Raw genomic sequence first — 24,587 nt, 5'->3', positions numbered from 1 at the left:
ATTAATATAAGCTCCGGGGCTTCATCGCTTGACGGCCTCCCCTAAAAACCCTTCGTTATGGGTATAGAATAAGGCTCATTAATCCAGTTGAAGTGTATTCATCACCAAGGTTTGAACTGAGCTAGGCATATTTTTACCACGGATCACTAACATTTTATTTTCAACATCTTCATTGGCAATAAATAACCAACAAGATGTCTCTCCTTCTGCTACAAAGACCAACCAATCATCCCATGCTATGCGTGATAATTTTACAGGCTCAGTAAATAGCCCTTTCAGACTATAGCCTTTTCTTAGTTGGCGTTTAGTATAGGGCATAATTCCCTGTAAACGACTGGCAGGCGTTGTAAAAACAATATCCAGTAAATCATGCGCTTGATAAAGATCGAATATATAGTAGGCCACATAATAGTCAGTGTATTTAATGACGGCCATACTATCGCTGGCTGAACGCATTCCTTGAGGCATCGCTGGTAATTGAAAAGCAAATTCTGCTGTACCAAAATTAACCGTTTTACTGCTTACCTGAACATCATCACTTGTTGCTATTTCACTTAATTGCGCTTTGCTAACAAAAGATTCGTTAACACCTATTTGGCTGCTTTCATGCTGTTCAACTTGCGCTGCCACTAATTCACAATACTGGACCTCACAAACATCATGAAAAGCCCTAAACTCCCCTGTCATCCAAAAACAACCTGATAATAAGCCTGTCCCGGTGATGAGCAACAAAGTGGCAAATACACGAAGCATAGTGACATCCTAACGACATAAGCAACAACTGAATTATCTTGAGCGCTATACAATAATGCGCCAGACTGCCCCTCACAAGCAGATAAAAGCGACTTCGTGAACCAAATGTTGATGTTTTTAACGTTTAGAGTTCAAGTCCAGAGGGAAGGCTATGCTGGGTAATTTCATCATGAAGCCAGCGTATAAAGGTTTGGTAGCGAGGCCTTGCACCATGCTCACGCGGATAAATCAATGTGTAATCCAACCCAGCAGGCACCTGCTGTGGTATAGGCGTCACCAGCGTACCTGAGGCTAAATAATCCGCAACAAGGTGTAATCGCCCCATTGCAATCCCCATATGCTGTAACGTTGCTTGCAACGTCAAATGATAGTGATTAAAAAAGTACTCTGTGCAACGTTTGCTAGGCTCTATTCCCACGGCCTGTTGCCACTGCAGCCATTCTGCCCGGGGATCAGCATGATCAAGACACTCTGAACAATGCAACAATAAGCACTGAGTTAATCGTTCAGGATCATCATAAAGCTGGTGTCGTTCAGCATACTCTGGCGTACAAACAGGCACAAGTTGTTCACTGAGTAAGGTATCCACGACCACGCCACGATAATCACTTCGCCCATAATAAATACCCAAATCAACAGGCTCATAGCGAAAGTCTAAAGCACTCGCTTTGATCCTGAGCCTTAAACTCAGCGCAGGGTATGCCTGTTGAAAGCGTGCCAATCTAGGCATCACCCATAACTGAGCAAACGTGGGTGATATACCAATATAAAGCAGTCCCCGTAAGTCATTACGACGAATATCTTCTATCTCTTCTTCAATACGGAGTAATGAATCTGTAAGAGTAACCAGTAGCTGCTGCCCCTCTTTTGTGAGTTTTAGCTTTCTGGTCAGCCGAATAAACAACTTGAACCCCAATTCCTCCTCAAGCCGTTTAATTCGATGGCTTACTGCCGCTTGTGTCATATGCAATGCTTCACCGGCTTTGGTGAAACTCATAAACTGTGCCGCCATTTTAAATGTATGCAATAAATCTAATAATGCAGGATTATGCATACCAACCATCCCATTACTTCAATAAACTTCATTTCAAAGGGTTCCAGTGAAATATTCATTCATTATATTTACTTTTTTCTTAACGATAGATTAGCTCTATTTATCTATAAAGTTTGACTTTTCATTTGTCAACAACCTGTTTTCTAATTTCAATAGAAGACACATAGCAATGCTTCAGGATACTTGCTGTTTACCTTTGATTCGTTGATGTACATTGGCTCCAGAAAAATCGAAAGCAAAGGCATAGGTATCCTAAAGAGCAAAACGAGCCAAGCCTAAAGCTTTTTGGAACGTAAATCGATGTGTGAATTAGAGAAAATGCTCGCAGGAGAAGTTTTTGATGGAAAAGATCAAAGCATTGCAATACTTCGAAATCAAGGCCAATTTTATCTAACACAGCTTAACCAAGCCCCCATTAGCGACGCAGAACAAAGAACAAAAATATGTCAGCAGCTCTTTGCGGCATTTGATGAGTCAAGCCTAATCATGTCGCCCTTTATCTGCGAGTTTGGCAGTAACATCATTATTGGTCAAAATACCTTCATTAACTTTCAAGTGACAATACTAGATGTTTCATCCGTGATAATTGGCAATAATGTACTCATTGCCCCCAACGTACAACTGTATACTGCAAATCACCCCTTGAGTACAAGCCAACGCCGCAAGTGGGCAGTTTATGGCAAACCCATTGTGATAGAAGACGATGTCTGGCTGGGTGGCGGTGTGATTGTGTGCCCTGGGGTAAAAATTGGCAAAGGTTCTGTCATTGGGGCAGGAGCCGTAGTAACTCACTCAATTCCAGAAGGTGTATTAGCTGCTGGCAATCCTTGTCGCATCATCCGCCCACTTACCGCAGAAGAAATGAGTCCTTTAGGCTCAAAAGATTCTACCGCTTCAACATTAGCACCAACTGCTAGTTAATTACAGCTCTAAGTATCTCAAATCCCTTCCTCACAACCAGTCAACCGTGTCATAACGAATATGACTGGTTTGTTATATTTTTATTTCAGGGTTGAAATTTAGATTTCAAAACAATAGTATAAAAAGAGAATCTTATGATTAACTAAATTATTTTAAATGAGCATGACTTTAAACACGTGAAAATGAGAGAGGAAGCCAGTCTTTTTATTATTGTATAAATAAACCTTTAACAACATAGCACTCAACGCGACTAGATAGTTTTGGTAGTTATTTGCAGATCTACTGTGCTTTTAAGCATAAATTTATGAAAAAAATTTATGCTATCGTGTAGTGTTACACCTTAAATTGCACATTTTTGCTTTTTAACTGTAGCATCACACTGAAATTAACTATTTAGTCAATAGCATATTTTTAATCGTGCAAAGCTCGCTGATTTAAAAAAATACAGGCAGCACTCATGCGCAAGAAATGTAAAAAACTGCGCTTTGTACTCCCAGAGTGTAGATTTATTCTTTATAAAGAATAAATTTAAGCGTATTAATCTAATTTAATAAAAAATGGTATACGCTAAGGCCTGTGTCATTATTTGCAAGCATAGTCAAAGGGGGCCTATTCCATCTCAGTGCCAACTAATGAAACCTAGGGCACCTCTATATAAAACTGCGTCTAGAAAAATTATGTCTGAAAATCGCTCGGGATATTAGCCAGCAGCTCAGCTGAAAAAAACTATTAATTTAGTCGTTTTTTATATATTTACAATAAACATGATAAATTTCATTACATAAAAGGTCTAGAGAGTTAAAGGTCACGAAGTGCTGTTTTTTATACAGATAAAGCTTTTGTAATAGGCTAAACAGTTCAAATAACAGCTTTACATTAACAAAGCATATTACAACAGTTTTAACCTGATAGGCTTAGAGTTCAGGCTACGGCTATACCCATAACGAATCATTTTTATACCCTTAGGACACAAGGAGTATAAAAACCCTTCGTTATGGGGATAAAATTCAATGGATGCTACAGCAAAACAGCCAATAGTGGGTTAAATGGATGCTTATTAATACCAAACAATGTATTGGTATAGTTTCTTGCTATGCATAATTAAAGATGCAAACACAATTAATGGTGTATCGTATATCACTTGTATAAATGAATCACCAGCATACGATTTTTTTAATATAGCTTTGCTGTCATATATCAATAAATAAAATAATGACAACTCGACTATAAAGATTTTTTTGTAATTATTAAAGGTTGAACATTTATGAGCTTGCCTTTGTATCGCTCTTTTATTAATGGCGATTATGTATCCAATACGACAGGTGAAACCTTTTCTGTAGTAAACCCCGCAACGGGCAATGTAATTTATAACGTTGAACAAGCTGATAACACGCTGATGACTGCGGCAGTCCAATCTGCGGAAGAAGGCTTTCTTCAGTGGTCTGCTCTGTCTGGAATGGAGCGTAGTCGAATTTTAATTAAAACTGCTCAATTATTGCGTGCACATAATGACGAACTTGCTAAAATTGAAGTTATTGATACAGGTAAGCCCTGGCAGGAAGCCAGTACCGTTGATATTCAAACGGGTGCAGACAGTATTGAATATTATGCTGGACTGGCATCTTCCGCTTTAACAGGCCAACAACAATCCATAGGAAGCGATTTTTACTACACACGTCGTGAACCTTTAGGTATCTGTGCAGGTATTGGCGCATGGAATTATCCTTTACAGATCGCCTGTTGGAAAGCGGGACCGGCATTGGCATGTGGTAATAGCATGATTTTTAAGCCCTCTGAAGAAACGCCATTAGGCGCACTAAAACTGGCAGAAATATTTATCGAAGCAGGTTTGCCAGCAGGTGTGTTTAATGTGGTGCAAGGCGATTATCGTGTTGGCCAAATGCTTACTCAACACCCAGCCATCGCCAAAATATCGTTTACTGGAGAAGTAAATACTGGCAAAACAGTCATGGCTGATGCCGCTTCATCGTTAAAATCAGTCACTATGGAACTCGGTGGAAAATCACCACTTATTATATTTCGTGATGCCGACTTAGATAATGCAGTAAGCGGTGCGATGGTTGGCAATTTTTATACACAAGGTGAAGTTTGTACCAATGGCACACGGGTATTTGTCCATGAAAGCATTGTTGATGCCTTTATAGAAAAATTACTGGCTCGCATCAACAACAATATTCAAATAGGCGACCCTCTAAACCCCACGACCAATATGGGTGCGCTTATTTCCGCAAACCACATGGATAAAGTTTTAGGCTACATCGATCAAGCTAAACAACAAGGAGCCAAATCTATTATTGGTGGTCACCGCGTACACCCTGAAGGTAATGAGCAAGGCTTTTTTGTCTCACCGACAGTTTTTACTGAATGCACAGATGACATGAGTATTGTGCAAGATGAAATATTTGGTCCAGTGATGAGTATTCTTACGTTTAAAGATGAAAAAGAAGTGATTCAACGGGCTAACCAAACTCATTATGGGCTTGCAGCGGGCGTTTTCACCCAGAATATTCAACGGGCTCACCGAGTTATCCAGCAACTTCAAGCAGGCATTTGCTGGATTAATCAATATGGAGCCTCACCCGCCGAAATGCCTGTTGGTGGCTATAAGCAGTCTGGTATTGGCCGTGAAAATGGCACTGCAACCCTTGAACACTATACCCAGTTAAAAGCCGTTTATGTTGGCATGACACCAATGGAATCCCCCTTTTAGCTCAATGGCACAAAACATACCCAAAACGAAGGGTATATTAAGTGAGCTCCTTAATGACTGGCGTACAACGTGTAAAGGAAACAAATTACCATGCATTTTGATCAAGAAGTAGATTATATCATTGTTGGTACTGGCTCTGCGGGTTGTGTTCTCGCAAACCGGTTATCTGAAGACGAAAACTGTCGTGTTCTTGTGCTAGAAGCAGGCCGAAAAGATGATACCTGGAAAATCCATATGCCTGCTGCACTCACCTACAATCTCAATGATGAAAAATATAACTGGTATTATCATACAGAACCACAAACCTTCATGAATAACCGCAAGTTATACTGGCCTCGCGGTAAAGTGTGGGGAGGAGGTTCTGCATTAAATGCAATGGTCTATATTCGTGGACATGCTTTTGACTACGATCGCTGGGAACAAGAAGGTGCAACAGGCTGGTCTTACTTTGATGTACTCCCCTATTTTCGCAAGGCAGAAAGCCGAGAAAAAGGGAGCGATGATTACCGAGGAAATAATGGTCCATTAAATGTTCACACAGGCAATGAACCAAACCCGTTGTTCAATGCCTTTATTAAAGCAGGACAACAAGCAGGCTATCCTTTTACTGAAGATATGAATGGTTTTCAGCAGGAAGGGGTTGGCCTTATGGATATGACCATAAAAGATGGTAAGCGCTGGAGTACTGCCCAAGCTTATCTTCGCCCCGCCTTGGAACGCCCAAATTTATCTGCCGAAACAGGTGCGATGACAACGCGTATTTTATTTTCAGGTAAAAAAGCCGTTGGGGTTGAGTACATACAAAAAGGTAAAACAATAAAAGTTAAGGCTAATAGCGAAGTCATTTTAAGTGCCGGCGCCATTAATTCACCACAGCTACTGATGCTTTCTGGAATCGGCCCAGCGACCACACTTCGCCAACTAGGTATTGAGGTTGTTGAAGACCGCCAAGGCGTAGGTCAAAATTTACAAGACCACCTTGAACTTTATATACAACATGCCTGCAAACAACCTGTTACGCTTTATAAATACACCTCCCAACCAGGCAAAACTGTTGCTGGCGTAAAATGGTTTGCTAACCATGACTGGGGTCCCTGCCGAACCGCCCACCTTGAAGTCGGTGGATTTATTCGTACTGAAGCAGGTGTTCGCCATCCCGATTTACAATTCCACTTTTTGCCTTCGCAAGTCATTGACCATGGCCGTAAAGATCCTGAATGTCATGCATTTCAAGCCCATGTGGGTCCCATGCGAGCAACCAGTACAGGTCATCTAACATTAAAGTCTGCTGATCCTTTTGAGCATCCAGTTCTTCAACCTAACTATCTAAGTACAGAACGTGACCGATGGGAAATGCGCCAGGCCGTAAAATTAACTCGGGAAATATTCCAACAAACGGCTTTTGACGAGTTTCGCGGCGCAGAGTTACGACCAGGACCCGCAACTCAAAGCGATGACGAAATAGATGAATTTATACGGCAGTATGCGGATAGTGCCTATCATCCTTCCTGTACCTGTAAAATGGGTCATGAAAATGATCCACTGTCTGTAGTGGACTCTGAAGCTCGCGTCTATGGGATTGAAGGGCTACGAGTCGTTGACGCATCAATTATGCCCAGTATAGTCAGTGGCAATCTTAATGCGCCTACCATCATGCTAGCCGAAAAATGTGCAGATCATATAAAAGGAGCCCCCCTTCTCCCAACCTCTCCCGTACCTGTTTGGGAACACCCACACTATAAAACAAAACAACGTTAAATAAATAAGCATGATCAACCAATGCGGCTATCTCTCAATTTGTCACCAACAATATACCCTCAATGAGGGAGTTATAAATAACGTGACCCAACAATTTCAATTGAGAGAAAATAATTTCAAGAGGACGTTATGAATTATATACGCTCACTACTTATACTTAGCTTGACGTTTTTTTCATCACTGGTTGCTGCAGACAATCAGTGCAAGACAATTCGCTTTGCTGATGTTGGCTGGACAGATATTACCGCAACCACAGCCCTAACCTCTGTCATTCTGGAAGGACTGGGTTATCAAACTGAAACAAAGCTGCTCTCAGTGCCTGTCACTTATAAATCACTGGCCAGCGGTGATATTGATGTGTTCTTGGGTAACTGGATGCCAACCATGGAAAACGACATCGCCCCTTACCGGAAAAAAGACACTATTGATGTTTTAAGCAAAAACCTAACGGGTGCTAAATATACATTAGCTGTTCCTCGCTACGTTTATGAAGAAGGTGTCAAAACATTTGCGGATATTGTCAAGTATGCCAATAAATTCCAGCAACGTATTTATGGTATAGAGCCAGGTAATGATGGTAATCGTATTATTCAAGATATGATTAACCAAAACGCATTTAAACTAGGTGAGTTTAAAGTTGTCGAGTCATCAGAAGCCGGCATGCTTTCACAAGTCAAACGCGCAATAAAAAGAAACCAATGGATTGTATTTTTAGGTTGGGAACCACATCCGATGAATACACAATTTGATTTAGTGTATTTACCAGGCGGAGATAAATTCTTCGGTCCAAACTTAGGTGGTGCAGAAGTCTACACAAATGTCAGAAAAAACTTTGCCCAAGAATGTACTAATGCGGGCCAGCTACTCAATAACATGCAATTTTCCCTCGCTATGGAAAATGCGGTTATGGATAGCATATTAAATCAGGGGCTATCCCCCAAAGAAGCATCAAAACAATGGCTTCGTAACAATCTAAAGGTGCTTACCCAGTGGTTAGAAAATATTAAGACCGTTGATGGTAAACCAGGCCATAATGCCGTCACTGAGTCACTAAAACAAAGCTAGTAAGCGCCACAAACAAAATGTTTCCCATAAGTGATTTTTACTCACACCCTATTGGAGATGCCTATATGGCATCTCTCGCCTATTTCAACATAAGGGCACCTTTAAGTCGTTCTATCACTATTGTTAGCGATGCCCTTAATTAATCGCCTCGAAAAATCACAGCATCATGGGAATTTATTTACCACTTTTATTATATTAAACGTATGAGCATTATTACTGAATATAAAATTCCACTAGGTCAATACATGGAAAACTTTATTGATCTACTGGTTGAACATGGCAGTTGGTTTTTTGATTATACCGCAATCACCCTGGAATGGTTGATTGAAACCTTAACCCAGTTTTTACTTTGGTTCCCGCCCCTCATCTTTATTAGTTTAATGGCGAGTTTGGCTTACTTGATTCACAGAAAAGTCGGTATCGTCATCTATACGGTTCTGTCATTATTGCTTATTCTTAATTTAGGTTATTGGGATGCCACCATGACCACGCTGGCCCTGGTGTTATATGCCACCTTCTTCTGTGTGCTGATTGGTACACCTGTGGGTATATATGCAGCACATCACCCCTGGTTATACCAGGTGTTACGCCCTTTGCTTGACTTGATGCAAACCATACCCACCTTTGTTTATTTAATTCCAACACTTACTCTCTTTGGTTTAGGCGTGGTACCAGGATTAATTTCAACCGTTATTTTTGCAATAGCCGCACCTATCCGCCTAACCTATTTAGGTATTAGTGAAGTCCCTAAAGAATTAATTGAAGCAGGTAAGTCATTTGGTTGTACCCCACGACAACTCCTGTACAAAGTTGAACTTCCTGCCGCTATGACAAGTATTGCCGCAGGCATTACCCAATGCATTATGCTTGCATTGTCCATGGTGGTGATAGCTGCATTGGTTGGAGCAGATGGCCTGGGCAAACCTGTTATCCGCGCCCTCAATACTGTTGACATCGCAAAAGGTTTTGAAGCAGGTTTAGCCATCGTTCTTATCGCGATCCTGCTTGACCGCCTTTTCAAGCAAGAATCGGCCACACAACCCTCTTAAGTGCAAAAAATCAAAAAATGTGACCGTTAAAATCGCGAAATTTTAAATAGAACCTGAGCATATGATTACGTTAAAAAATATAGATGTCATTTTTGGTGATAGACCAGAACAAGCCTTTCCCTTAATTGACCAAGGGTATACCAGAGAACAGATTCAACAAGCAACAAGCCTAATCACTGGCGTTCAACAGGCTAACCTGACGATTAAAAAAGGGGAAATTTGTGTTCTAATGGGACTATCAGGATCAGGTAAATCTACCCTGCTCCGCTGCCTTAATGGCCTAAACACTATTTCCCGAGGCGAAATTTTAATTGACTATCAACAGCAAAAAATAAACTTCAGTGAAGCATCAGCGACTCTTAAGCGAGAAATTCGAATGCATCACATTGCAATGGTATTTCAAAGCTTTGCGCTTATGCCTTGGCTCACCGTAGCAGAAAACGTTGCCTTTGGTTTAGACTTACAAAAAATCAGCAAAAAAGAAAAAAGCAAACGTGTAACACAACAATTGTCGTTAGTTGGCTTAACTGAATGGAAAAATGCTTTTCCTCATGAACTATCAGGAGGTATGCGTCAACGTGTTGGACTTGCCCGCGCACTTGCTTCAGAGTCACCTGTACTATTAATGGATGAACCTTTTTCTGCCCTTGACCCATTAATTCGTCAACAATTACAAGACGAGTTATTATCTCTCCAGGCTGAATTGCAAAAAACCATTGTATTCGTAAGTCATGACCTGGATGAAGCGTTAAAACTCGGAACGCAAATTGCCATTATGAAAGATGGGTGTATCGTACAACATGGCGCACCGGAAGAAATTGTACTTCACCCGGCTAATGATTATGTACGTAACTTTGTCGCCCATACAAATCCCCTGGGTGTATTGAAAGCCAATACATTAATGACACAATACGAAGCGTCTGAAACAGAAGTTGTCCCCATCAATAACGGTCACTATAGTCAGCTAGTGGTGAATGGCGATAAGCTACAACAAGCTTATATTAACCAAGAAGGGAAAAAGCTCGATTTACAACACTGGCAGCCAGGCCGATCAATTCAGCTACTCAAAAGCTTACCCACAACCATACCTTTAGATACATCAATGCAGGATATTATTGCCATAAAAAATGCCACTCGACAAAATATTTTTGTGGTAGGAGCAGACAAAATCATTGGCTACATCACGGAAAGCGAACTTTATCATGGCTTTTTAGGAAAGCATTTAGCTACAGCATAAAGGAAAGAGTATCTTAACGACTCAGCTATCGTATTAATACAAATAACCCAGACGATTAGCAAACTGAAGTACCCAGAACACCTATGATGGTTATCAAAATGGTGTACTTCAGTTTAGTCTTGACACCACAACATAGACCTAAAATTATCAGAACAAATCACGATTAGATTCAACTAATAAGTGCAACTCACCAGAAAACGGATTAAGGCTAGCCGCAAGAGGATAGTTTCAGTTGGAACAGCTGAAAAGACAGGGTTACAACACTGCCCATGAAGCCATTATGACATTTGAATCGCAGAGAGAGCAGCTAAGGCACCAGTGAACAGTACTGGAGCAACCAACCAATAAGTCACATCTTCGACAAACTGTACTGTTTTGTTTAGTAGCACAAAATTAACATTATCATTTTGTTTTTTAGATAGCGTTTTATTCATAAAAAAATTCCTTAGTCAATTACAAGCCTTATATCCTCTACCCATTACCATGAATGTTGGTTATAAAGTTATAATATTTATGATTGAATACCTCTTATAAAGTCCTCCTTACAAGTATAGGCATAGCTTTATATAGTAGCATATTTTTTTTGTATGAGTACTAGTAGATTTGCTTATTTGTTAAAAGTTCCCCAAAAAAACTCTTTCATGCACCTCTTAATGCATTTTTTTAAAGAATGAAAACATCACAACACTGTACAAAAAGTTTGCCGATATAAAACATACTGGCGAACCATTATACATCACTCATGCAACTAACCCCGAACTATCAAAAAAATAAGTTAGCCCTTAAATACTACAATATTTGTATTTTAGGCCAATCATAAATGACTGACTGTCTCTTCTCTCAAAAAGGTGTACACAGACAACAAATCCCTTGTGCCCTTCATAAATCTTGACATTACCAACGTCCACAGTTAAAAACTTGCTGAGAGTACTTATTTATTATTACCTGAGCCAACTGTTTTAAGTGGTAACGAGTCATTACTGTATGCTTGACATTATTTCAGAACATCCAGACTTTTACGTTATTTATAAACCTGCAAATGTGAGTGTTCATCAAACGTCAGAGCAGTCAGGTATTATTCCTTTAGTACAAAATCATCTTGGGAACCCAGCGCCGTTATGGCTTGTTCACCGGCTTGATCAAGTTACCTCGGGCTTATTAGTTTTAGCACGTAGCCAACAGGCAGCCCAAACATTTGGCCATCTGTTTAGTAGTCAACAAATAACCAAGTATTATTTAGCCATTACTGCAGGCCGTCCCAAAAAGAAACAAGGAAAAATTATTGGGGATATGACAAAAACACGTAATGGTAGCTGGAAACTATTGCATACCAAACATAACCCAGCCATTACAGAGTTTGTCAGTACCAGTTTACCCCCAGGAAAACGTCTGTGCCTGATTCACCCCCTCACGGGAAAAACACACCAGATACGTGTTGCACTAAAAAGTTTGGGAGCCCCTATTGTAGGAGATCTGCGTTATTACCCTAAAAACCTTGAGCCTGCTGATCGTTGCTACCTTCATGCTTATGTTTTGCAGTTTAATTGGCAAGGGCAACAACTTAGGTTTTGTGCCCCACCACAAGAAGGTCAATGTTTTTTAGCCTCACCTTGCCAAGAGGTATTAGCCCGTTATAGCACACCTTGGACATTTTTTTAATTTCACCATTTGCGCAAAACACTTTGAACACCTATAAAAATAGGGATTTTTTTGTGCGTGCAAGTAAGCGCTCACCCAGTTATTACGTAAAAAGCGCATTTTTAGAGGTACCCCTGTCTATTTATTCGCTTTTTCAGGTAATAAATACGACAGTGGAAGTAATAGCCAATCAAAGGGTATATTTTCTTGCTCAATTGAAATCACATGCAACAATCCATTATGTTGAAATATTAACTTAAATTGATTGGGCATAGACTCTTCATGTTGAAGCCACTGCAATAAGTTAGCCGTACCCGGTATTTTCAATTGTTTCTCAGAAACCCAAAGTGCATCCTGGTGGCTTCGTGTCACCTGAACAGGTGCCAACTGTTGCCACAGCATAGAAAATCGTTGCTCGCCCTTTTGCCATTGCCAGCGTAACGCTGAATGTTTTGATACTTTTTCTACAGTAAAAAAGGTAGGAGGATCTGGCCATTGTTGACGTGTTTGCTGGTATGAAATAATTTCTTGCTTTAATGCTTCAAACTTGGATTTTGCAGTGGATAATACCTCTTCACTCATTTTTTGCGCCAACGATTTTTTATAGTGATCACTGCTCCTACTATGACGGTCCCTATTATGCTCAGCCTTTTTATCTGAAGCAGACAGATCTAGCTTTTCACCTTCACCTTGTTGGTCATACATCCCTTCTTCTGTAGACCGCAAATCCAACTCACACATAGTCCATGCTGTCGTGAATGATTCAATCGGTAATGATTGGTCAGCTTCCAAGGCTGCGTGACTAAAAAATTCACAGGCAGTCGATAGTAAACCACCAGGTAACTGAGGAAGCGCTTTATCAATAATCTGCCACCAGGGCATGGTCGCTTTTTCTTTCTCCTGCCAGGCTAATCGAGCTAGATAATAGGCTGCAGCTCCTTGCCCTTTTTCCCACTGTTGCTGCCAAAATTGCCACAGTTTTTCAAAATAGGGATCTTGGTGGTTTTTTGAGGCTTTCTGTTGCTGATGCCATCGCCGATATGCCTGCTCTATTATTGGAAATAAAGAAGGTATGACTAAATCGGGATTAGACTGTATTACCTGCATTATATTGTTAAGTACTTGTTGTATATCTACTCGCAAAAACCGGCCAGGTGAAAATAAATTATGTTGTCGAGCAAACAGCAACGCCAGTGCTCGCTGTGCATAGGGATTGTGCTCTTCATTAGCCAACTGAACAATCACATCCAATGGCTCAAAAGGCCCTGGTTCCAGTATAACCGTTAACAATTGCGCCATGACCTGCGCGTAAGGTTCCTGCTGTTGTGCAGCTTTGGTATACCAAAGCAATGATTGCTGTAAGACATACTCGTTACTGGCACTCTGCTCTAACCAATCACCCAGCTGCCGCTGCGCAGCAACTTCATTATCACTGGCCGAACGCTGTACCCTTGTTAATTCCGCTAAATACTGCTCCCATAAACTGGCCAACTTATTTGCCGCTTGATCCTGACCCTGTTGGTAATGAGCAATGAGCAAGCGAACGGCTTCCGTATTACCCGCCGCAGCCAGCTGAACAGCCATGGCTCGTTCAGCTGGCTGCTTTGGTAACTGCTGTTGGCTTTGCCATTGCTGTAATAAATTAAGCAGCTCTTGCCACTTAGCCTTGTTATCTGATGGAGGCCAGTCTCTGGTACTGGCTTTAACCAGCCAATGGGCTGCAAGATCAACATCCTGCTCAACACCCAGTCCTAACTGATAAAACTGTGCGAGTAAGAATGCCCTGGAAGGGGGTACAACCGCTTGCTTATCCGCAATCAACAAATCAGCCACAACATCCTTGACAATATCGGGTTGACTAGCAGACAGCGCCTGTAACTGCGCCAACCCTTGTTGCTGAACATGGTAATCTTGACTGCGTAACCAGTATTGCAAAGCCGGTATTTGCCACTGTTTATCCAGTTCTGCAGCCTTTGTTAACCAATACCTGGCCATAGACTGATCACCCTTCTCCAACAACCACTGCCCTAAGGCCCATGCAGATCGAGCATGGCCCTTCTGTGCCGCATGCTGCCACCAAAAAACAGGTGGTACTAACAATTGCTGTGCAGGTACTGCCACTACCGTATCATCAACTGCTAACAATTCTGCCAGCCAATAGGCTGACTCAGCATCAGCTTGAGCCTCTTTGTGCAGTGCCAAAGCCCAAGACTTCATTGCTTCATGGACCGTTCTGGGTTCTAGGGCAAATGCTTTACGGTAGTAGCCAATTGCCTTTTGCGGTTGAAGGTCCAGACCCTCTCCCTCTGCATATGCCTTAGCCACTTGCAGCAAGGCAGAAACACTTAATGGACCATCCACTGCCGCTAACCCTTTAACCGCTTCGGGCGTTTTCATCACAGCCAGATGATCAATAATCAACGCTCTCAACGGTTTGGATACACCTTGATGTTGCTGAAGCAGTTTAACCAGAGCAGGAACAGTAACCTGTTGATCCAATTTGTGCAGCGTCGCCATAATCGCCGTTAATAATGCATCATCTGCGTTTGGCAAATAGGCAACCAGTGCTTCTGCAGAGTCACTAAAACCTCGAGCTCCTATTGCTTCAACAGCAGCAATACGCAACATTGCATTATCTGAGGTTTCTAACATTGAAATGAGTAATTCAGCTAAATTCTTACCTTCAGCGGTGAGTGAAAGCCAATCCAATAACGCATAAGGATCCCCCTGTTGAGCAGCCTTCTCTAACCAGTCAACAGCCGCGTGTTGCTGACCTGTCGCCATCAGGTATTGGCCTAGTGCCCGCTGTGCCTTTAGATATCCCTGGCTTGCCGCCTGCTGTAAGTAATCTCGGGCTAATTCTGCAGGAATCAAGACTACCGCGGACTCCTTACCGGTTTGTAACCAGCGCCATAACGCATACTGGGCTTTCACCTCACCTTGTGCTGCGGCTTGTAAATATAATCGAATAATATCGCTCTCAGTGCCTTGCAAGCTTTCATCCTGCTCATACCACTGGGCGAGTATCAACTGTGCTTTGGCCTCTCCCTGCTTGGCGGCCTCTTGATACCAGTGAAAAGCTTCATGGGGCTGTGGTGCTAACAAAAACTGCCCATGTTGGCTCTGTATCCCCTGGTAGTAAAGATCAGCCAGCTGCAACATAGCCCCACGGTTACCCGCACGAGCGGCATACTGGAAATAACGATACGCCTCAAAAGCACGATCACTTTGTTGATGCAATTGACCAAGGTAGTAATAACTTTGTGTTGAACCCAACTCAGCAGACTTTTCAAGCCAGTACTGAGCCGCGCGTAAATCTTGCTCCCCTGCAATGCCGTACCAGCAACGCAGGCCCCAGATTTGCCATAAGCGCTGTTGAAAGTCCCTGTCCGTTTCAGTTTTAACGGTAGAGGCATGCGCAGCTAAACCTGTAAGCCATTGTTTTGCGATATCATCATTCTGCGCGGCTGCTTTTTCCAACCAAAATGTTGATTGGGCTAAATTTCGTGGTTGTCCCCAGCCCACCAGAGCGCTCATGCCCAACCAGCGTTGTGCAGAAACCCAGCCTAACCTTCCTGCGCGCAGCATTAGCTTAAACGTTGTTACCTCTTTATTGCGTCCACCTTGACCTTGCCATACCCCTTGGGCCAACAGCCAATAAGCCTCTGCAGCCTGAGGATTTAACTTAATTGCATGTTGTAGCAGCTTGGCTGTATCAGCCCAAGCTACAGTTATCAGGTTTGCTAGTTGCAACTTAGCCAATTGAATAGCCGCAAGACTGCTTCCGCCCTCACTGGCTTTTTCTAATAAGTGAATAGCAGATTCAGCCCACTCATCCTGTTGTTGATGCATCAACATCGCCAACCAGTAAGCGCCATCTGGATGCTGATGTTGTTGCCAGGCTGACTGAGCCCAAAATAATGCTTTGTCTAATTTTTTATTTGTAAAAAAATGTTCTGCTAGCGCTAGCTGACTATAAACCCAGCCCTGCGCGGCTGACTTTTCATACCAGTGCAGCGCATCCTGCTCATTCACAGCAAAATAACCACCGTAGTGATAACTTTGAGCCAGTTGAAACTGAGCGGCAGCATCACCTTTTAATGCCTTGGCAAGAAAGTCTGGTGTAGGGCGTTTTGCCTGCATAGGCCTCAGAGGTACTTCCAGCGAGGTTGTTTGATCCTCAGCCAGGTTAGTCTGCACTGTCAACGTACCGTGAGTCGCTTGCCAAGGTATGTGATAAACCGCATAGCCTTCATTGTCAGTCTGCCCCTCATAACGTTCACCTACGACCTCAAGCTCAAAAGGACGACGCCGCAGTACCTGCCCATTATCACCCACCAACTTAATCATTAAATAAGCATCCCCTGGCTGTCGCTGACGAGCTTCTTGTTCAAGTACTTGCTGTTCTTGTGCTAATAAAACCTTACTCTTAAAAATTTCACGGGCTCGATGTGCACGTTGTCGACGATGAAACGTCAAAACCTGAGTTTGCTTTGTACCAGGCAGTGTCAATTCAAGCTGTAAAACCTGTTCACCTAATTGATTTATTGGCCAATGAAAGTCTTGCAACTGATTAGCCATACTATCCCACTCAATGACATGAAATATTCGTTGTATGTTGTCTGGCTGAGAACGATCGACATTTATCTCGTAGGTACAATAATGATGATCTGATAACACCACATCACTCGGTGCACACAGTAGCGGCTTATTTTTTTTGGCAAGTGCAAAATAATTATTGGGCTCCATCACCATAATAATGGCTTCCCCCTCACTAAAGGCAACCCACTCACCCGGGGTGATAGTTTCAGCTTTATCGTCTTGAGGTAATAAATTATTTAACAGTTGATGGGTTATTTGCTGACGTAAAGGCAATGCCAGTGAGGTACCTTCCATGCCTACAAACTGTAACTGACTCAACTGGTCAATACCTGGCAGTGCATTGATCGAAGTAGATGCAATGTTCAAGTAAGCCAATTGTTGAAGATTTTCTAAACCAACCAACTTTTGAAGAGGGTTATCATTCACCTCTAGTACTTTTAATGATTGCCAATTCGCAGGTATGGTTAGCTGATTTAAACTCACACCCACCAGCTGCAATCCTTCCAGATTTTGTAACCCCAATAATGACTCAATACTAATGACAGGTTGCCCATGCACTGCTATCCAACGAATTTGTCCTTTTTCATCCATTAGCACACACTGCTGACATAGAAGAGGTATCCACGTTACCAATTCGGTAACATCTGCGTTTTTAGGAAATGCGGGAAATTGATTCAGAGGCAGTAATTCAAAACCAGGAAAAAGGCCATTCACTTCAGCAAAGTGCACAACCCGTGTCGTTTCATCTATGCGACCTGCAACCGCTAGTCCAAACCAGCTAAATATGCCAACTACAATGGCAATAACTGCGTTAACCTTGCGCAGCATAACGATCATCGTGTGACTACTCAATTTACTACTAGTTTTCGTTAATACTCACTGACTGCACTGCTACTCTTTATAAGCTAATCAGTAACTCATTACTGTACTCATAAATGACATAGGCAGTTTTCAGTAGTATAGGCAAAGACAGGATAGGCATTCAGATAAAATTAAATGAATAATGACTCATTTAATTAATTAAAGGTATAGGAATATCCATAAACAGTATTTTTAATAATCCTTAAAGTACTACCTGAAAAGAAAATAAATCCGGTTGTCCCTGTAGCAACATTAACATGAGCATAGCGAATAAACTACTGAGATAAAAACACCCAGGTAAAATCAAAAACCAACATATTGACCGCCATCCCTGTTGGCTATAACACGTCCGCACACCTTGATACGTTATCCATATGGACCATACAGGTAAGAGTATCAATCCATATTCAACCATAAACACTGGATGTGCCCACGCATCGATATACATAGCGTATCGACAGCTTTCATAGACTGTTAACAACAAAATAGGCAACGTAGTTATCAAAGAAGGCAAAATAAATAATTCTTTGACAGCAGAAAGTGTCAGTGACGAGTATGGCGGCTTTTTTGAGTGTGCACTACAAAATACTATTCCCAACCTGACCCAGTAGCACCCGATAAAAACCACAATAATGCCAATAGGGAGCCCCATTGCAATCACACACAGCCAATACCAAAACCACTGTGTCATAATCGTTTGCCAATACGCAAATGAGCCACCCAGTTGAATATCAAGCATTTGTCGATTAATAACATCGACCATGACAGCCATTCCCAGCAACCAACTGCCGATAAAGACCAGTTTAGGTAAACGACACATTGAGTAATCTTTAAAAAACCGGGAAGGAACAAAGAAAGCTTGAACTAATGCATACCATGGCACCGAGTGAGATACCTGGGGATTATTTACAGATGGCTCAAGAAGACTGGCTTCTGGTGGATGATAAAACCTGTTTATCATAATAGTCAAAAATAAACTCTGGCCAGCTTTACTTTGACTAGCCAAGTAATGTAATCAATTAATTATTTTTTTACACTCAAAATGTAGTACAGCTCGCTGCAATATGCCACATCGATGTATATACCCATAACTAGGGTTTTTTAGGAGAGGCCGTCAAGTGATGAAGTCGCAGGAGCTATATTAATAAGTGACTGGGATGAAGAATGCCGACAACAAACCCTAAAAATGATTCGTGAAGGGTATAAATAAGGTCATTACACGTTGTTCTACGTTGGTCACCTATACTCTATAATTTGAATTACCTTAGTCTGAGGCATCCACCAAGTGATTGATTACTTGTTAAAATATATTATCAGTTCACCCTTATATATCTTTCTCTTGGAAGCTATCGTCTTTTTTTTTCTCTTTTTTACATTTTTCAATGTTTCACCTTTAAGAGCAGCCCATATTACACCAAGTGTTGTTTTTATTTCTTTTCGCACGCCAGACGATGCATTTTGGGGCCCCGTTGAAAACTTTATGCGAGCAGCCTGTAATGATCTGGGCATGCCCCTTAAGGTGTACTATGCTCATAGCAAACGTGAAAATATAGTGAAATACTACTTACAAGCTGCTCGAGATGATCACGCTGATGTTGTTTTAATCGGCAATTTTCGAAAAACAGCACACCATATTATTAAACGCTCATCACAAGAAAAAACACCGGTTTTTTTATTTAACGCAGGATTATCAGTAGATGTAGCTTCACAAATGGGGCCTCCCAGAAAAAACTATCCGTTATGGCTAGGAGAACTCTTACCTGACGATGAACAAGCTGGCTATGTGTTAGCTAAGACCTTAATAGAAGCAGCTCGAACACAAAATCCTCACCGAAAAGCAACCATCGTTGGTATATCTGGTATTAATGTATCCCCCGCATCAGTTGCCCGTAACAAAGGTCTCAAACGCGCTTTATTCGAATATGCAGGTAGTGCCGTATTAAAACAAATTGTACATGCCAATTGGGAGCCTGATCTTGCCGCTCAACACTTTAGCACACTTTATAAGCGTTACCCTCAAGTGAACATTGCTTGGGCTGCCAGTGATTTAATGTCGATCGGTATTATCAACGCTTTACCTTCTGTCAACCCTTCACTCAAGCCTAATAAAAACTTCTTCACAGGAGGGATTGATTGGGCAAAACAAGGACTCACCTACGTTCAACAAGGTAAAATGACAGCCAGTATAGGTGGTCATTTTATGGATGGTGCCTGGTCTGTTATTCTTTTACATGACTACTTTAATGGGATCGATTTTGCCGATGAACATGTTTCAATGCGCTCTCAAATGAATGTCATCACAACAGAAAATATTGGTGCCTATTTACACCACTTTTCTGGACAACAATGGGATAAGATTGACTTCACAATTTTTTCAAAGTATTACAATACTGACTTACAACAGTATTCTTTTACATTAAATGAAGTCATGAAACAGTTTAGTCATTAACAGCCTCACTATTCCCCAGGGCAATTGCATATAAAAATAATTCGCGGTGAGTATAGACTGTGCAAATGCAGCGCATGAATTAATTTGTTCCCCCCGCAGCAGAAGACCCTCCCTGGTCTCTACTGCTCACAGTGCTCCCAGCACCTGTTTCACAAACTACTTCATGCACTTGCAAACCCACATTTTGCTATACCTCAATTATTATTAAATGAAAACCTGTGGTAGACAAAGGCTGGATAATGCACATCGAACTGTTTGCCGCAAGGATGCGGTAATCAAGCCTCCAGGGAAGGATTCACGGCGTGTTCGAAGGGCGTTATTCAGACCTTGGACAAAGAGTGCTTTAGAAAAAAAAATGGCTTTTATAAAGGTAAAGTTATATGCAATTGCCCCACCTCCTCCTTTTTAGCCCAAACAAACGTTTAAAACAATTTATTTTTAATAAATTATAGCAACACGCATCAAAATTAAACCCCATTAAAAATCACTTTTTCTTTTAGTTGTTAAATTTCCGTCATATTCCTTTGTTAGAAATAAATACATACAACATTCAGTTACCAATCATTAGACAATAAATATTTTTTAGTGAACAAACGTCTTAACGATTAGCGGGCACTTAATTAAACGAAGATACTATAAAGAACTTCTTGTATTACGCCATGTACCGGAACCGGAGAAAAACCATGAGACCAACCTAAATTAAAATAACAAATATCATATTTAATACAACTACCCCCTTACTTTATTTGGGTATACGGTTATTTAATATATCTTAAAACAATCATCTCACCATCATATTGATATAAAAATAATAATAAGTAAATCAAACTCAAACATAAAATCATAAAAAAACAAACTCTATTATCAAACTAAATACTATGCCTTCAATAAAGGGGATAGTCTATTAGCATGGGACATTAAAATATGTTAAACCTAAGCAAGTATTTGCTATTGGCTACTATTGTTTTATTTTCACTTTACTCTCAAGCAAAAACATCACTAACCGTGATGAGTTACAATATTATGCAGTTACCCTTTCAAGACTGGGATCAAACCACCCGCCTGCAAAATACCGCAAAAACTATCCGTCAATTGCCCGTAAATGCCGATATAATAGTAATCAATGAAGCGTTTACTAATGATGCCTATCAAACCCTAACACAATCACTAGGTGATCTATATCCTTATGCAACACCTATTGTTGGCCAGCATTGTTCTACCAATAGCTCAAGTTGGCAATCCATACAAGGCCGATGCAGTAACTCCCCTTTCGTCATTCGAGGTGGCACTTTTATTTTAAGCCGTTACCCTATTCTCGAACAACATGCCTATATCTTCACTCATTACAGTAAATTATTCGAAGCCGCTGATTATTTTTCCAATAAAGGGGCTGTTTTAATTAAAATAGCACAAAATGGAAAATCTCGTTACATTGTAGGTACACACCTTCAAGCAGATCATAAAAAATATGTCGACAAAGCACACACCGTAAGAATGCAACAGTTTGATGAAATAAACAGCTGGTTAAAACAATTTAAAATATCTCCTACTCATCCCGTTGTGTTTGCTGGAGATTTCAATGTTGAATATAACAACACGCCAAAAAAACATTTGTCAATGTTAGATCATTGTCAATGTAGCATTAATTATAATTATACATTTAATGGAGGTTCTTTCTCGGCAGCAACAAACTGGGTTGCCAAAGCGGGGGCTTATTATGACGGCTACGATCTGAATTATGACGACACATTAGACTATGTCGCCTATCATCAGCATTATCAACAGCCGATCCAGTATTACATGGAAATTATAAAAGCTAAAGCCGATACAAAATGGTACTGGAATTACTTAGCAGGAAAGTGGAATGATCAGCTATATCATGACGGATATTACAGCGATATTTCTGATCACTACCCGGCTATAGGTTATTTTTACTTTTATTAAATTATTTAAGTAAGTTATTAACAACCTTTAGGATAGTAGAGTTATCTGCCGTCTAATGACGGTAGATAACTCATCAAACGTCTATTTCTAGAGTATTTTTTGCTATTATAAATGCACTATTCCAGGTTATACCTTTCTTCTATTTTTAACTGTTCTTCAAGCTCTTTTTCATCTTCAATAGCTTCTACAAGTAGCGGCCAAATCAATGGGTGATTAAAGGTTGAAGTGGCCCCCACGGTCAAGACAGTATTTTCCAAAATTAAGATATACTTAGGTGAAAAAACCTATGCTGCTAAAGCCTGATAAACTTCTTTCGGCGTTGCGCCATTAAAAGATTTATGTGGTGAGTGATGACGATGAAGATGATTAAACTGAGCCTTGGCTATCTACCAAGGCATGTTTAGAAATTATTCAAACTGCTTAGTCAGAATGTCCAGAGTTTTTGGCATGCACCAATATTCATGCCTTTAGGTCAACTAATGATACCAACTCTTTTAGCTTCACGTAGCCAACCAGGAAATTCATTTAATAATCGATCATATAGTTCTTGGTCTTGCACTTTCTTGAAGTCATCAATAGGAAAGAAGTCAGCATTGTCAACAGTGCGTCCCGCTAAATCATCTAACCTCTCTAGAATGCCATAATTCGAGCCACCTAATCCTACAAACTGCCAAAATATTGGATAGTCTGCGGCTTGTTTGATAAGTTTTTCTATTTCTTTATCTTTATAAATGCCACCATCAGTAATAAAGATAATATAAGCAGGTAAATTTGAGGTTTGATAGTTTTTTATTATATCACTGATCACTGGCGGTTCATTATTACCAAAGCCTAAACCTTCAATTATTTCTGAAATCATTGAAGAAAAAAATCCTTTTTTCTTCGTTTGTTTAGTAAGCTCTTCTATATAATCATCTAAATTATCAAGTGACACATCAGCATATTTTTTAAATTTATCAGCAAAAGCCCATAACTCTAGCGCTTCATCATCGTCAAACTGAACTGCAAGTGTCGTAATTCTATCTAATGCAGCTTGTACGTTGCCTTTCTTGAACTGATTAGTCATAGAGCCTGAAGCATCTAACACAAAAGCAACTTTAGCTTTGACATCCGTAAGTTGTTTTTTCTCTAAGCAGACTTTAATTGGTTTGGCTAGATTAATTAGCCTAGGCGCTTTTTCTTGCAATCTCTTTTCTAAATCAATAGGTTTAGATGGGCTTGCACCTGACGTACTTGATTGAGAAGCTTGGTCGCTATGAGAAGGGCTGGTAGTATCATCTGTTGGTTTTTCAGCAATATCCACTCCGTAGCCTGTCGCCAAAGGTGCTAATCCCCCATTATAACCTTGACCTAATGCTTTAAACTTCCAGTTACCCTGATGACGATAGAGCTGTCCCATAATTAAGGCCTTCTCTTTCATCCCCTGGGTGCTAGGTTGATAGTGAGTGATTCCTTCTATATTTAAACGGATACACTTTGCGGAACCAAAATCACTATTAGAATGGATAACAATAGCGAAGGCCACTTTGTGGATATCTGAGGGAATGTTAGTTAGGTTAACAGCATAGGACTGTTTATTAGTGTCTGATGAGAGTTTTACGCTATTATCTGTTGAATTGGGCTGGTTATAAAAAATAAAGTCAGCATCTGATCTTACTTTTCCTTGGTCATTTAATAAAAACGCAGAGGTATCGATGTCATCTTTGTTGATTAATGGATGATCCCATTCAATCGTGATATTGATATAGTCGCTATTTAACGTGATATTTCCACCTGATTGAAGTTCTATCATCTCTATAGTCACCTGTAATTTCTATATATGGATTATAGGTTACCATAACTTTTCTACTTCTGGCTTAGATAAAATTGTTAGTGTTAACTACGACCAGTGCATTCATCTAGTGCTCCTGCCCTTTTGTGTTGTATGTCTATTCTGGCCACTTAGTCTTCTATTGGGTATGCATGTGAGTTGGGATTCCGTTGGATATTGGCGACAATAACCTGTTAGCTTACCGTGAGGTGTTTGTACTTGACAACAATTGCCTTGCCGTTTTTCTTTTCAGGCGTTGAATGCTTTGGTTGATTTTTATAAGGCGTAAATAAGCTAATAACGTTTCTCTGTAATCTACTTATTCTGTGTATTGTGATGATAAGCCTGATTTAGCTGCTGCTTTCAAGACTGATAAATTTGGCTCATGACTAAGGTTATATATGGGCTATTCAAATAAGCTCTATATGGATTCCTAGGGGGTAGCATATAATACAACCAAAGATGTATTATGCACGCTTATTTGGTTGAGTTAAGTCAGTAATAAGCGAAGAATGATCAATATCAAACAACTGGTAAATGATGAGCAATGCTACCCGTTTATTCGTCAGAGACGTTGGCCTGATGGCGTCAGCTGCCCTCACTGCAAGTCTCCACAAGTAGATGGCAATGGCCTTAGTTGTATGCAATTCTGCAGACATTAATAACCGCTCATTTTATTTATTATTAGCTTACAATCCAAAGATTTTATTTTAGG

General features: G+C 40.6%; 17 protein-coding genes. 10 read left to right on the top strand and 7 right to left on the bottom strand.

Annotation, left to right across the window (positions count from 1 at the left end; genetic code table 11):
- Window positions 1–78: 78 nt before the first annotated feature.
- On the bottom strand, window positions 79–753 hold the full coding sequence (locus KCG35_RS08335; RefSeq protein WP_215819230.1) for a hypothetical protein: 675 nt from the start codon (window positions 751–753) through the stop codon (window positions 79–81).
- Window positions 754–877: 124 nt separating this feature from the next.
- Window positions 878–1,807: a LysR substrate-binding domain-containing protein gene (locus tag KCG35_RS08330; RefSeq protein WP_215819229.1), complete on the bottom strand. Its 930-nt coding sequence runs from the start codon at window positions 1,805–1,807 to the stop codon at window positions 878–880.
- 300 nt (window positions 1,808–2,107) lie between these two features.
- Here KCG35_RS08330 and KCG35_RS08325 point away from each other — a divergent pair, with 300 nt between their 5' ends.
- The 6 genes from KCG35_RS08325 to choV all read left to right on the top strand — a co-directional run bounded on the left by KCG35_RS08325 (window position 2,108) and on the right by choV (window position 10,568).
- A complete protein-coding gene (locus KCG35_RS08325) occupies window positions 2,108–2,728 on the top strand; it encodes a sugar O-acetyltransferase (RefSeq protein ID WP_215819228.1) in 621 nt (206 codons plus the stop codon).
- Window positions 2,729–3,992: 1,264 nt separating this feature from the next.
- Window positions 3,993–5,459, top strand: a complete 1,467-nt coding sequence (betB, locus tag KCG35_RS08320; RefSeq protein WP_215819227.1) for a betaine-aldehyde dehydrogenase — start codon at window positions 3,993–3,995, stop codon at window positions 5,457–5,459.
- Window positions 5,460–5,549: 90 nt separating this feature from the next.
- Window positions 5,550–7,217: a choline dehydrogenase gene (gene betA / locus KCG35_RS08315; RefSeq protein ID WP_215819226.1), complete on the top strand. Its 1,668-nt coding sequence runs from the start codon at window positions 5,550–5,552 to the stop codon at window positions 7,215–7,217.
- 129 nt (window positions 7,218–7,346) lie between these two features.
- Window positions 7,347–8,282, top strand: coding sequence for a choline ABC transporter substrate-binding protein (locus tag KCG35_RS08310; protein ID WP_215819225.1), 936 nt, complete (start codon window positions 7,347–7,349; stop codon window positions 8,280–8,282).
- A 203-nt stretch (window positions 8,283–8,485) separates the two neighbouring features.
- The gene (gene choW, locus KCG35_RS08305) at window positions 8,486–9,331 is read left to right on the top strand and encodes a choline ABC transporter permease subunit (protein WP_215819224.1); all 846 of its coding nucleotides are present in this window, start codon (window positions 8,486–8,488) and stop codon (window positions 9,329–9,331) included.
- A gap of 61 nt (window positions 9,332–9,392) precedes the next feature.
- Complete coding sequence (gene choV / locus KCG35_RS08300) at window positions 9,393–10,568, top strand: choline ABC transporter ATP-binding protein (protein WP_215819223.1); 1,176 nt, start codon at window positions 9,393–9,395, stop codon at window positions 10,566–10,568.
- Window positions 10,569–10,846: 278 nt separating this feature from the next.
- Here the strand turns inward: choV and KCG35_RS08295 are convergent, their stop codons facing one another.
- Window positions 10,847–11,002 carry a hypothetical protein gene (locus KCG35_RS08295; RefSeq protein WP_215819222.1) on the bottom strand — a complete coding sequence of 52 codons (156 nt, stop codon included), beginning with the start codon at window positions 11,000–11,002 and terminating at the stop codon, window positions 10,847–10,849.
- 550 nt (window positions 11,003–11,552) lie between these two features.
- Here KCG35_RS08295 and KCG35_RS08290 point away from each other — a divergent pair.
- On the top strand, window positions 11,553–12,227 hold the full coding sequence (locus KCG35_RS08290) for a TIGR01621 family pseudouridine synthase (RefSeq protein WP_215819221.1): 675 nt from the start codon (window positions 11,553–11,555) through the stop codon (window positions 12,225–12,227).
- Window positions 12,228–12,344: 117 nt separating this feature from the next.
- Here the strand turns inward: KCG35_RS08290 and KCG35_RS08285 are convergent, their stop codons facing one another.
- Together KCG35_RS08285 and KCG35_RS08280 are read right to left on the bottom strand one after the other, a co-directional pair.
- A complete protein-coding gene (locus KCG35_RS08285; RefSeq protein ID WP_215819220.1) occupies window positions 12,345–17,645 on the bottom strand; it encodes a HEAT repeat domain-containing protein in 5,301 nt (1,766 codons plus the stop codon).
- A gap of 226 nt (window positions 17,646–17,871) precedes the next feature.
- Entirely contained in the window at window positions 17,872–18,630 is a 759-nt protein-coding gene (locus tag KCG35_RS08280; protein WP_215819219.1) for a hypothetical protein, read from the bottom strand.
- 324 nt (window positions 18,631–18,954) lie between these two features.
- On the opposite strand from KCG35_RS08280, the gene KCG35_RS08275 reads away from it, so the two are divergent.
- Window positions 18,955–20,118, top strand: coding sequence for an ABC transporter substrate-binding protein (locus tag KCG35_RS08275; protein ID WP_215819218.1), 1,164 nt, complete (start codon window positions 18,955–18,957; stop codon window positions 20,116–20,118).
- Between the two features lie 924 nt (window positions 20,119–21,042).
- Window positions 21,043–22,062 (top strand): sphingomyelin phosphodiesterase, encoded by a 1,020-nt coding sequence (locus tag KCG35_RS08270; RefSeq protein ID WP_215819217.1) that lies wholly within the window; start codon window positions 21,043–21,045, stop codon window positions 22,060–22,062.
- 116 nt (window positions 22,063–22,178) lie between these two features.
- On the opposite strand, the gene KCG35_RS08265 is transcribed toward KCG35_RS08270, so the two are convergent.
- Both KCG35_RS08265 and KCG35_RS08260 read right to left on the bottom strand, forming a co-directional pair.
- Window positions 22,179–22,319 (bottom strand): hypothetical protein, encoded by a 141-nt coding sequence (locus KCG35_RS08265; protein WP_215819216.1) that lies wholly within the window; start codon window positions 22,317–22,319, stop codon window positions 22,179–22,181.
- 215 nt (window positions 22,320–22,534) lie between these two features.
- Entirely contained in the window at window positions 22,535–23,854 is a 1,320-nt protein-coding gene (locus KCG35_RS08260; protein WP_215819215.1) for a VWA domain-containing protein, read from the bottom strand.
- Between the two features lie 530 nt (window positions 23,855–24,384).
- On the opposite strand from KCG35_RS08260, the gene KCG35_RS27065 reads away from it, so the two are divergent.
- On the top strand, window positions 24,385–24,534 hold the full coding sequence (locus KCG35_RS27065; protein ID WP_215819214.1) for a transposase: 150 nt from the start codon (window positions 24,385–24,387) through the stop codon (window positions 24,532–24,534).
- The last annotated feature ends 53 nt before the right edge of the window (window positions 24,535–24,587 follow it).

Source organism: Zooshikella harenae (assembly GCF_018837975.1).
GTDB lineage: Bacteria > Pseudomonadota > Gammaproteobacteria > Pseudomonadales > Zooshikellaceae > Zooshikella > Zooshikella harenae.
The sequence above is the reverse complement of the archived record's forward strand: the minus strand, read 5'-3'. Positions and strand labels throughout refer to the sequence as shown.

Coding starts and splice junctions, on each gene's coding strand:
- KCG35_RS08330 (WP_215819229.1), bottom strand. CDS start 1,807: ATGCATAATCCTGCATTATTAGATTTATTGCATACATTTAAAATGGCG.
- KCG35_RS27065 (WP_215819214.1), top strand. CDS start 24,385: ATGATCAATATCAAACAACTGGTAAATGATGAGCAATGCTACCCGTTT.
- KCG35_RS08270 (WP_215819217.1), top strand. CDS start 21,043: ATGTTAAACCTAAGCAAGTATTTGCTATTGGCTACTATTGTTTTATTT.
- KCG35_RS08290 (WP_215819221.1), top strand. CDS start 11,553: ATGCTTGACATTATTTCAGAACATCCAGACTTTTACGTTATTTATAAA.
- KCG35_RS08325 (WP_215819228.1), top strand. CDS start 2,108: ATGTGTGAATTAGAGAAAATGCTCGCAGGAGAAGTTTTTGATGGAAAA.
- betB (WP_215819227.1), top strand. CDS start 3,993: ATGAGCTTGCCTTTGTATCGCTCTTTTATTAATGGCGATTATGTATCC.
- KCG35_RS08335 (WP_215819230.1), bottom strand. CDS start 753: ATGCTTCGTGTATTTGCCACTTTGTTGCTCATCACCGGGACAGGCTTA.
- choV (WP_215819223.1), top strand. CDS start 9,393: ATGATTACGTTAAAAAATATAGATGTCATTTTTGGTGATAGACCAGAA.
- KCG35_RS08260 (WP_215819215.1), bottom strand. CDS start 23,854: ATGATAGAACTTCAATCAGGTGGAAATATCACGTTAAATAGCGACTAT.
- KCG35_RS08285 (WP_215819220.1), bottom strand. CDS start 17,645: ATGATCGTTATGCTGCGCAAGGTTAACGCAGTTATTGCCATTGTAGTT.
- KCG35_RS08295 (WP_215819222.1), bottom strand. CDS start 11,002: ATGAATAAAACGCTATCTAAAAAACAAAATGATAATGTTAATTTTGTG.
- KCG35_RS08280 (WP_215819219.1), bottom strand. CDS start 18,630: ATGATAAACAGGTTTTATCATCCACCAGAAGCCAGTCTTCTTGAGCCA.
- betA (WP_215819226.1), top strand. CDS start 5,550: ATGCATTTTGATCAAGAAGTAGATTATATCATTGTTGGTACTGGCTCT.
- KCG35_RS08310 (WP_215819225.1), top strand. CDS start 7,347: ATGAATTATATACGCTCACTACTTATACTTAGCTTGACGTTTTTTTCA.
- choW (WP_215819224.1), top strand. CDS start 8,486: ATGAGCATTATTACTGAATATAAAATTCCACTAGGTCAATACATGGAA.